A 10838-nucleotide genomic window follows, 5' to 3' on the forward strand; every position below is an offset into this window, starting at 1 on the left:
TCTCATTGGTAAGGTGAAGGAAATCATCGTCATGCCTCCAACAAACGCGCGCATCTGGGCGCCGCGGAGCCATGCGTCGAGACCGCATCGATTAGCTGTTCCGCCGTCTGCTCGGAAACCCTAATTCATACTGGATGCCGCTGGCGCCTACGGAGGCGAGCTTCTCAAGCGGGATCGTGCGGAGATTACCCAGTGCTATATGGTCACAGGCAACGCCGATTTCGTCCTGATCGTGACGGTCGAGGACGTTCAGGCCTTCGACGTCTTCGTCAAGGCCGCATCGGGCGCTTGTACGATTACGGCATCTCCAGGCAACTGTTCACTCGACGCATTTCATGACGCGGCCGAAGAACCGACAGCTTCTGCCAGTTCTGTAAATGAGAGCCGATTGTTCTGCGCCGCTACCTCCAGCTCCGACCCATCCGGCGCGCTGCGCACCTTACCAAGGTGTTTTCACCGAGCATCACCGAGTGCTTACCGTCGCGGCCACATCAATGCTCGGAGTTAAAGTCCAGAATTTGCTGTCGTTCTGTTACAACATAGCTCGGCGCCGCGGTTGGACGAGCAATTGAGGCGCTCATTTTCAACAGTGGCTCGCAGGCCGAGGCCGACGAGCGTCGTCTCGCGCAGGAGGTGGCTCTTTTTGGCACGATCCCCACCCCTCAGGTGTCATAGTCTTCAGCGGGTGGTTTTGTAGTTGTCAACGCTACTTCTCAGGTTAGCGAGCTGTGGAGCCTCAACAGGTTGTCCAGGGTTAGAGCGAGGCGACTGATAGGTGTTTTGGATTTTAAGCTCCCGTGGGGACGGTGCCAATTGTAGCGATGCAGCCAGACCGGCAACTCTGCGATGCAGTGATCTGAAGTCGGATAGGCGATGGCATAGGCCCATTCGCGCAGCGCCGTCTGGATGAAGCGCTCGGCTTTGCCATTGGTCTTGGGCGTGTAAGGCCTTGTCCTGACATGCTTGAGGCCGAGATCGCGGCAGGCCTTTGCGAAGGCCTTCGATCTGTAGCAGGAGCCGTTGTCGGTCATGACGCGGGCTATCGCGACGCCCAGGCTGGCGTAGTAGGCGACCGCCGCCTTGAGGAAGGCGATGGCGCTTTCTTTTTTCTCGTCGGCCAGGATCTGCGAGAAGGCGATGCGGGAAGCGTCGTCGATGCAGACATGGACGAACTCCCAGCTGTTGCCGCGCGACCTGGCATTGCCGGTGCGCTTGCCGGCAATGCGATGACCGATGCGCTCGAAACGACCGAGCTTCTTGATGTCGATATGGATCATCTCGCCGGGATGCTCGCGCTTGTAGCGTCTGATCGGCTCGGCCGGTTCGATATCCCTGAGCCGCGACAGTCCGGCACGCTTGAAAACGCGGCTAACAGTGGCGGCCGAGACGCCGACCTTATGGGCGATGTGCTTGCCGGTCCAACGTTGCCGCCGCAGCGCCATGATGCGCTCGCCGATCAACGAGCGGTGGCCTGTGGCATATGAGTGGGCCGCGAGGAACGGTCGATCATGCCGGCCCGCCCTTCGGACTTATAGCGCTCGACCCAGCGCGCCACGATCTTGGCCGACACGCCGTAGACGTGCGCCCCATGGGCTTTGGACAAAGCGCATTCTATCACCGACAGCGCCATCTCCTCTCGACGTAGCGGCGTGAGACGGGCATTCTTGTGGAATGTTTATTCGGATCCTCCGGTGAGTGCTGAAGCCTGGTAACTCCAGTCTCCCCCGGTCCGGTCCGAATGGACAACCTCCCGAAAGCTCACAGCTAGAGCAGATAGATTTGGTTCTAAGGAGCAGCCCTTGAGTACCACTTGGGAGATGTTAGTTGGTCGCGACTTTTGCATGGAATGTTTCAGGGCGAGACCATAATGAAAGTGCCCGATGGTAACCCCGGGTGCCGCTCGAGTGGTGGCCGCAATGAATGTCAATCGCCTAACTGACCGCATTATCAGTCTCGGCGGTCTGTCAGCGGCCGCTATGCCGGAATTCGTTAGCGGAGTCGTGATGATTCTGATTTTTGGTATTTGGCTGCGCTGGCTGCCAATCTCCGCAGCATGGCCGGATGGCGCCGGACCCTTAACGCAACTCAATTACCTAATCTTGCCCGCAATGCCGCTCGTGCTCGTCCTGTTCGGCTATATCTGCCGCATGGCACGTGCGGGGATGATCGAGGCGCTCGACTCTGACTATACCCGCACTGCCGTCCTGAAGGGCCTGCCCTGGCGTCAGGTCATTTGGCGGCACGTGCTCAGGAACGAGCTGAGGATCAACACATTCGGCAGACTGGCAAATCAGCAGCCTGATATCTGTCCACCCTCAGGGGCGCACTCCAGGTTGAGGTCCCGTTTGGACGGAAATCACCCCTCAATCCGGGACCTCTTTCCATGAAAGATCATGAGGATCAGCGGCGCGGTGGCGGAACCGCGCAACGACGTCATCCAGTGGTACGGCAATGGCCCGCTCTAAATTCGTCCAGTAATACTCGGCACTAGCGAGTAGCTCCTCGCTCTGGTCAGGTACGCGCCCCGCCTTCCAGTGCCTGATCAACGCGAGCATGGTGAGCCGGGCGAGAGCCGCAACTGGCAAAAGTGGAAGCTCTGACTCGTTTATCGGCCGGCTCTGCTCGTACCCGGCGACAAAGGCAAAGGCATCCTCCCAAGGGTGATCCTGAGTGCGACCGATCAGGTGCGCGACCGGATTCGCAGGGTCAAAGATCACCGCGCTATGGACAGTGTCACCAAAATCAAGGATGGCCTTCACGAAGACATCGCTGTGCTGGTCCACCACGACATTGTTGGGAGCGTAGTCACCGTGGATCACTTGCATTTCAAGACTGGGCAGCCTCGGCAGCACGACTTCTTCGAAGAGCTTGAAGACCCGTTGAGCCAGCAGTCGGTGCTTGGGGTCTGGCGCGTACTCAACAAGTCCCGCCCAATGGAGAAAGTGCTTAATATCGTAAATTAAGCTGCGCGTGGCAGCTGGACGCCCAAATGATCGCAGCGCAATGTTTACTCGCCCGAGCATGTCTCCCGCCTTGGTTAACTGCTCAACGTTGGCATCCATTTGCTCCCAAAGCAGGCCTTCGACAAAGCAGAAGACGCTGAGTGTTCGACAGGCTCCATCCCCCAAGTCGATTGGAACGCTATCCCTTCGGTCAAGGGTGGGCTTGATCCGCTGGACCGGCAAGGCGTGAGCAGCATCATCAAGATAACGCATCGCCTCAATCTGCAACGCCGTAACTGGTTCAGGCTCGTCGGACGGTGACACCTTTACGAGGTATTCATTCGCTTTGGCTTTAAGCCTGAACGTGTGGCCCTTTTCGCTGCCCAATCGTGCAACGTTTCCACTGAGCCCATAGTGCCTCTCAAGCATGTTTTTCAACTGCAAGGGGTCGATAGGTTGGCTTGAAGCAAGGAGGCTGCTCTCCTCCAGGAGCCGTTGTAACACCACGCCGGGTGATTTGTTCATGTTGTTAGATTCCACTAAAGCCGCTGTTTCGCTACGATAGCAAAGGTCTCAAGGAGGCGGCTCACATCGGCTGCGGTGAAAGCGACTGGAGGGCGCACTTTCAACACGTTACCGGCTCGGCCGGTCCGGCTGATCAGAACTCGACGATCGCGGAGGTCCTTGATGATGCTTTCACAACGAGCGGGATCGGGCTCGAGCGTCCCTCTGTCCTTGACGATCTCGATGCCAAGGTACAGGCCGCTGCCTCTGATTTCCGCGACATAAGGAGAATCACGTGTCAGCGTTGCAAGCCCTGCCAGCAGGGTCGCGCCGTTGACGACTACGCGTTCTCGCACATTCTCCTGCTCGAACACATCGAGCACTGCGGAAGCGGCAGCTACAGAAATCGATCGGCCACCCAGTGTGTTGAAGTAGCTGACCTTCTGTCCGAATTCGTCAGATATCTCCGGGCGGAAGACGACGCCAGAGATGGGGAAACCATTCCCCATCGCCTTGCCCATCGTGACGATATCAGGAATCACCGCGTGCCGACTGAACCCCCACATCGAATCTCCGAACTGAGCGAACCCCGATTGAACCTCGTCAGCAATGTAGAGGCCACCAGCGGCGTGAACTTGGTCGACCATTGCCTGCATGAAGCCCACTGGGTGAGTAAAAATGCCGTCGGAGGTGAACGCGGAATCGGCGATCAACGCTGCTAGCCTGTATCCATGCCGTTCGAGATCAATAATTGCGGAACGCACCTGATCCCGCATATACTCGTCGAGAGATCGTTCTGCTCCGCAGAGCCTGGGGTCAGGAGCGTCAATGAGTCGGACGTTCGGTCCGAGCGGGGATCCTGCCCCCAGCATTGGGGAAAAACTGGCGACCTCACGAGTGCGACCGTGAAACGCCCAACGAGTAGCTATGACACCCTCGCCGCCCGTATGGAACCTCGCGACCCGAATTGCGAGATCATTCGCTTCGGATCCAGTGCAGGGCAAGCTTAGCTTCGACAGCGCCGCTGGGAATGTCGCAAGTAGCCGCTCAGCATAGGCGACAAGTGGCACTTGGGGGTAGCGCGTATCAGTGTTGACTGCGGCGATCTGGCGGCAAACGGCGTCCACAACATGCCTGTGCGCGTGGCCAACGCCCGGAACGTTGTTATAGGCGTCGAGATAGTCATTGCCGTCGCGGTCTATTAGGTGAGCGCCAAAACTCGAGACAAACTCCACCGGAATCGTCTCGGAAAACTGGTAGCCAGGACCGAGCACCGTGTTCCGGCGTAGGATGATGTCCTGGAGTCGTTCTGGCACATCGCTGACACCGCTCGCGTCGATCCGCTCGGGGGCGCGCGCGCTCATCTTAGCGTGACAGTAAACGGTCGAAGAAAACCACCTTAGCTTTCGTCGGGTCCGCTACTATCTGGTGGATAAAAGCAACGCTTCGCATAAGAGTGGCAGGTTCAGCCCGGAAGCGAGGTGTTGCAATCGTTACGGCAACCGCTGCTAGAAAGCATGCGTTCATTTGAAAGTGTCCTAGCGGCTGCAAACAGCGCGATTTCCTCGATCGGCAGTAGACAGCCGGCGGCCGCGAGCGTCCAATTCAGTTTGGAGATTGGTGTCTTCTTACGACGAGATGACGGCATGCGAGGCGGTGGCCGGAGCCGTCCGGCGGGCGTCAGGCGCGGCGCGGGTCGGCCGCGATGTGCCGGCGCCATTCGCCAGCGCGCTGCTCGTCATACCCGACGACCGGATCTGTCAACCCTGCAGTGCCCCCACACCATGGGCAGGTTTTCGCGAGGCCGCGTAGGTCAGCTTCTGTCGGCCCATTAAGACCTTCAATGCCGCGATGCTGATAGCCGTCCTCGGCCGCGAGGCTGACATCTGGTTCGGATAGCAAAGACCGTTTTAGGTTCTATGTTCGCTTTTTGTACTTGGAGAGTCGGATAACAGGCAGTGCGAACCTTCCTGCGGGTTGATCGGTCTTCAACTGTACCGTCTGCGGTTCCCAGTTCAGTCTATACCGGCGAATGGTTGGAAAATGTTCGCATGCGATAATGTTGCGACTATGCACCCGAAGCGTTGCTGATCAGTCGGAACGATCCGCGACGCAACAACGTAATACCCTGGTTACAAGGCTCTCAGAACCCCATCAGCCTCCTGTTCGATCAGAAGCCGCATGGCGAGCCGGGCTGTCCACGGCTTCAGCGACCTATGAGAAAAATGGAGGCGAGACGCCATGCGTGCGCATCATCGCTCACGATGGAGGTGGCTTGACAGCATGACACGCGAAGAAAGCTCGAAGCCGTCTGGAACTCTGGAACGCCATCCATCCCGATACCAAGGCAATCGCCGCCGCCGGATATCCCGATGCCTCGCCGCCCTGCAATATTCTTCTTGGCCTGCATTGGCAGCGCATGCTGGTCCAACGGCACGATGAAGGTCGGGAAGGCACCCTTGACCATACAATGTCGGGTCAAAAAGCCTTGCTTATGTAATGCAAGAATGACCGTCTGATCGCTTGGGTAGGCAAGGGCAAGTTAGGATAGCGATCGAGTGATCCAACGCCTTCTAGTGCTTGCGGGCAACCCGAAAGATGAAGATTCGTTGGCGGTGACAGTAGTTCGTGAGCTAATAGGGAAAGTTGCTAAAGGTTGGTTGCCGGGGGGGGGCAACAGCGTTCCGCTGTGCCCGGTTTTTCACTGGCGAAAAGGTCTGTGTCGGAACGGTTTCCACCAACATTATCTACCTGATCGGCATCCGCAGCGGGCCGTGCGAACATCTGTCCAAAGTCATCCGATTCGAAATTCGACTGCGGCACGGTCAGCGGCTTCGTCCAGCTTCACAATGAAAAGGAAAACTTCCACGAAGGGTCGTCCGGGGTCACTGGTCCTTAAATTGTTCATCGCCCGTAATCTTCTTGCATATCCCCGCATAGAAACGGCAAATCGTGTCCCATCGTCGAGTTGCGCCGGTTCGAAGCACCTGTGGCTCAGGTGAATAACGCCGCTTATCGCCTGGTGAGGGCTGTTCACTAGGCTGCGATGCTTCTTGGCTCTGCGCCAAGGCAGAGTCCCGGCGGTCCAACTCACGCGCCGCCCGAATGGCGAGAAAAAAATCAAATTCGATGCCCATTCGCTATGTTTTTCGTAAGTGGAGGTTTCCTGTTGGCAGCAATTTCAAAACCGCGAATCACAGCCAAACGTTTCAAGTACATTGAGGATGCACACTCGGGCTGTAGACCGCCCGAACGAAGCGCCTCACAAAACGCCAAAGTTTTTCCGCTCGCGTCTGCGACCCGCGCACAACCTCAAAGCCTCTGATATCCGTACCATCATCGAGGACCTCGGTCGATGGACTGCTGGCGCGACTTACATGCTGCTGTTGCGGCGTCCACTCGGATTGTGCGGGACTCATTTACCGCGGTCGGGCCAGCAGCGATACCTTGGACCAGTCGGATCGATAGCCGGCTTTGTGAGACGACCGGAATAGGTGAGGGTCAACCGACATCCGCAGCGCCCCAGCCCAGGAGACCGGCTAAACGTCCGTGCTCCAGAAATTCGCGGACACCCATGGAGCACCCCGGCCCCATGTTCCCCCGCCTATTATCATCTGTATCCTAGATGTTTGATCCCAGGCTCACATGACGCTGAGGTCAAGAGGTGTGTTAGGGCGGCATCGTATTGCTCCCTATTGGTGGCGGAATCCAGAGCTGGGCCCCGATTGCGTGACACGGCTCGGTCAATCGAGCCTAATCAAACTCACATACGGTCGCCGCTTGAGACGGCTGCACCAGTATCCCGCTTGCGGCGGCAGGGGCCCAGAAGGCGAGACCCGTCTTTGATACGGTTCTAGCCAGCTGGGATCTTGGTTCGCCTCCTGGATCCGCCGAGGCTGATCAGGCCTCGAGGGATGAGTGTAACCATCGCGCACACGCGCGGCTCGCCTCGTTTGTAGGCGAGCAGCGCACGCACCAACGCCTCACCATAGATCTTGTCGGTCTTGGCACGACGCCGCCGGCGCGACGTGGCAATCGAGGCGGCGTCGACGACATGGCTTTCGATCCCCTCGGCCTCCAGGATTCGATGGATCCAGAAGCCGTCGAGACCCGCCTCCTGAATGACCACAAGCGCAAAGTGCCGGCCGGCGCGCGCCTGTGCCTTGTCCTGAAGCTGGGCAAAGCGTGCCAGCAGTCCTGTGATATCGCCGCCGCGTACCGCATGTTTCGACATCTTCTCCCCACTGCCCGGCGACAGCGAAGTGATCAACCAGGTCGATTTACTGAGTTCCAAAGAAATGAAGATCGCGCCAAGATCGGTGCGGATAGCGGCAGGCGCCGCAGATCGATCGGCTACAAGACGCATGATTGGCCTCCACAGAGTTGTTGGTCAGCAACCCCACTCTGCCAGAGCGCAGGTCGCTATCCACCACCGGTCATGGGATCTTTGATGGAGCATCCTTGCCTTGTCGTCCGAATCAAAGGATGCGCTATGGGCCAGGTTCTTCACGGGAGCGCCACGACGACAGAGGCGATCCGTCGAGCGATACAACATAGTCATGTCTGGACGGGCGCCCGCTGATCAAGGGTTTGTTTTCAGCGATGGGATGCTCGCGGGTGCGGTCATGTCTCCGGCCTGTTGCTGCGGTCTTGTGACTGCTGGCCCTGATGGTATCCCCTGATCCTTTGGCCTGATCAAGAGAGCCAGCTCGAAGCTCCGACTATGCTGCAGGCTTTCAGGATCTGTCCTCGTCTGTTCCCAAACGTCATTGTCACCCTCGATTCCGGTTCGCGGCCTTTGCCGATGCTGTTGTTACGCCGGTGTGCCGGCATAGCGTGTTGCGTCGCGCATAAGTGCGAAGACGATACGGGCGAGCTTGTTGGCGGTCGCCACGGCGACAAGCTTGAAGGGCTTGGTCTCCATCAGGCGAACCGCCCAGTTTCTCAACGCATCGCCGGAACGCTTGCGATGGAACAGAACGGCATGAGCTCCGACTACGAGCAGCTTGCGCAAATATCGGTTACCCATCTTGGAGACGCGTCCCAGCCGTCCCTTTCCGCCGGAGGAGTTTTGCCGTGGCGTGAGCCCTAAGAAGGCGGCGAATTCGCGCGAACCTGAGAAGGTGGAGATATCCTAGATGCTCGCCGCAAACGCGGAGGCAGTAATGGGGCCGATGCCGGGAACGGTCATCAGACGGCGTGCCATTTCATCAGTCTTGGCGAGGGCCAGAATAGCCTGATCGCTCTGCCTGATCTCGGCATCAAGTTCGCTCAGTTGGCGCACCAACGGCAACAGTGCCGAACGCACGGTCGCCGGGATCATGTAGTTGCCCTCGATGACGAGGGTAGCCAAGGCGCGTGCGTTGTTCGGTCCCTGGGCGGCGATGATCCCGATTTCGGCCAGATGGCTGCGAAGGGCATTGACCAGTTGGGTGCGTTGGGCCACTAGAAGTTCGCGTACCTTGTGATGCATGAGCGTCGCCTGATTCCCGACCGATCGCACCGGCACAAAACGCATCGAAGGGCGCGCACCGCCTCGCAGATGGCTGCTGCATCAGCGGCATCGTTCTTTTGGCGACGCACGTAAGCCTTCACATAGGCTGGCGGCATCAGCCGCACGTCATGGCCGAACTTCATGAGTTCGCGAGCCCAGTGATGGGCCGAGCCACACGCTTCCACCAATGAGGCAGCATGGCACGGATTCGAAGAATGTCAGAACATCCTTCCGCCGCAGCGCCCGGGTCGTGACGAGGCCGCCAGCGGCATCGATCGCGTGAACCTGGAAGACATGCTTGGCCAGATCGAGGCCAATAGTAGCAACAGCGCTGAGGTCGCTGGTAATATTGCTCATGGACGGTGCTCCTTCAGATGAGTGCTCGACAGCAGCCATCTTGGCACGCCTCTGACGAGGATGATGCCGTTGCGGGCGCCGTCCACCCCATCAAGCGAGCCTGAGGGCGCTGGCCAAGCGCTACGGGATCAACCAGAAGACGGTCGCAAAGTGGAAGAAGCGGGCTGCGGTCGCGGACGTTCCGACTGGCCCGAAGGAGCCGAGATCGACCGTGCTTTCCGTGGAGGAAGAGGCGGTCATCGTCGCCTTCCGGCGCTATCCGCTGCTACCGTTGGACGATTGTCTCTATGCGTTGCAGTCGACAATCCCGCACCTGACGCGAGCCTCTCTGCACCGCTGCCTGCAGCGTCACGGCATCGGCCGATTGCCGGATGTCGAGGGCGACAAGCCGGCGAAGCGGAAGTTCAAGAGCTACCCGATCGGCTCCTTCCACATCGACATCGCAGAGGTCCGCACCGAACAGGGTAAGCTGCACATGTTCGTGGCGATCGACCGAACCTCGAAGTTCGCTTTCGTCGAACTGCACGAGAAGGCGACGACCGCCGTCTCGAGGGAGTTCCTGCTACGTCTGATCGAGGCGGTTCCTTACAAAATCCACACCGTACTCACCGACAACGGCATCCAGTTCACGACGCCCGGCGCCAGCGGCTCGGCCGTGCCGCTGATCAGGGAAGCCATCGCAAACGGCGAACTCTTCCGGGCACATGCCTTCGAATACGCCTGCGCCCACGAACGACATCGAGCACCGCACGACCAAGGCCAAACATCCATGGACCAATGGCCAGGTCGAGAGGATGAACCGAACCATCAAGGATGCGACGGTCAAGCGCTTCTACTACGAGAGCCACGAACAGCTCCGTCGCCATCTCGCCGACTTCGTCACCGCCTACAATTTCGGCCGCCGGCTCAAGACCCTCAAAGGCCTCCCACCCTATGAGTTCATCTGCAAGGCGTGGCTTTCCCAGCCGGAACGGTTTTCGCTCAACCCGCTCCAGCAAATGCCGGGACTAAACACCTAGAGCACGTCCGGTTTAATCCGGTTCATAGCCTGCGGCCTTGAGGTAGTTTGCGCATTCTGTTGGCGTAAAAAGGTCGACGAGCGCGCCGACGGTGCCCATAGGGCCGCGATTGTCCGCTCGGCCCTCGCCCGCAGGAGCGCCTTGGGCTTTGCGAAGGCGTTTTCGATGGGGTTGAAGTCGGGACTGTAGGGCGGGAGGAACATCAGCCTTGCACCGGCGGCTTCGATCGCCTCGCGCACGCCCCCGGACTTGTGCGCCGGCAAATTGTCCATGACGAGGACGTCGCCTGGCGCCAGGGTTGGCGCCAGCACCTGCTTGACATAGGCGAGGAACACGACCCCGTCCATGGCGCCGTCCTAGACGAAGGGCGCGGCAATCCGGTCAGCCTGAGCGCGCCGGTGAAGGTCGTGGTCTTCCAGTGGCCGTGCGGCACGCCTGCCCGGCAGCGTTCGCCGCGCGGCGCTCTTCCGCGCAGGCGAGCCATCTTGGTCGACAGCCCGGTCTCATCGATGAAGACGAGCT

4 protein-coding genes and 6 pseudogenes are annotated in these 10838 nt (G+C 59.0%); 3 read left to right on the forward strand and 7 right to left on the reverse strand.

The features are described from left to right. Positions 1–184 precede the first annotated feature (184 nt). Positions 185–508, forward strand: coding sequence for an Lrp/AsnC ligand binding domain-containing protein (locus NKJ84_RS32175; RefSeq protein ID WP_352509886.1), 324 nt, complete (start codon positions 185–187; stop codon positions 506–508). A 205-nt stretch (positions 509–713) separates the two neighbouring features. Here NKJ84_RS32175 and NKJ84_RS32180 read toward each other — a convergent pair. Next, positions 714–1630, reverse strand: a pseudogene (locus tag NKJ84_RS32180) (IS481 family transposase). Positions 1631–1904: 274 nt separating this feature from the next. On the opposite strand from NKJ84_RS32180, the pseudogene NKJ84_RS32185 reads away from it, so the two are divergent. Continuing rightward, positions 1905–2261 (forward strand): annotated as a pseudogene (locus tag NKJ84_RS32185) (ABC transporter permease subunit); the annotation flags it as partial. Between the two features lie 102 nt (positions 2262–2363). Here the strand turns inward: NKJ84_RS32185 and NKJ84_RS32190 are convergent. From NKJ84_RS32190 to NKJ84_RS32210, 5 genes and pseudogenes are all read right to left on the reverse strand, one after another. Continuing rightward, positions 2364–3467 (reverse strand): phosphotransferase, encoded by a 1104-nt coding sequence (locus NKJ84_RS32190; protein WP_352509883.1) that lies wholly within the window; start codon positions 3465–3467, stop codon positions 2364–2366. A gap of 14 nt (positions 3468–3481) precedes the next feature. Next, positions 3482–4810 carry an aspartate aminotransferase family protein gene (locus tag NKJ84_RS32195; RefSeq protein WP_352509884.1) on the reverse strand — a complete coding sequence of 443 codons (1329 nt, stop codon included), beginning with the start codon at positions 4808–4810 and terminating at the stop codon, positions 3482–3484. Between the two features lie 842 nt (positions 4811–5652). Next, positions 5653–5913: a hypothetical protein gene (locus NKJ84_RS32200; protein ID WP_352509885.1), complete on the reverse strand. Its 261-nt coding sequence runs from the start codon at positions 5911–5913 to the stop codon at positions 5653–5655. A gap of 1455 nt (positions 5914–7368) precedes the next feature. Further along, positions 7369–7812, reverse strand: a pseudogene (locus NKJ84_RS32205) (IS110 family transposase); the annotation flags it as partial. Positions 7813–8259: 447 nt separating this feature from the next. After that, positions 8260–9297 (reverse strand): annotated as a pseudogene (locus NKJ84_RS32210) (IS110 family RNA-guided transposase). A 100-nt stretch (positions 9298–9397) separates the two neighbouring features. On the opposite strand from NKJ84_RS32210, the pseudogene NKJ84_RS32215 reads away from it, so the two are divergent. Beyond that, positions 9398–10316 (forward strand): annotated as a pseudogene (locus NKJ84_RS32215) (IS481 family transposase). Positions 10317–10328: 12 nt separating this feature from the next. On the opposite strand, the pseudogene NKJ84_RS32220 reads toward NKJ84_RS32215, so the two are convergent. Further along, positions 10329–10838, reverse strand: a pseudogene (locus NKJ84_RS32220) (IS630 family transposase); the annotation flags it as partial.

Source organism: Mesorhizobium sp. M0048, assembly GCF_040323405.1.
Classification (GTDB): Bacteria; Pseudomonadota; Alphaproteobacteria; order Rhizobiales; family Rhizobiaceae; genus Mesorhizobium.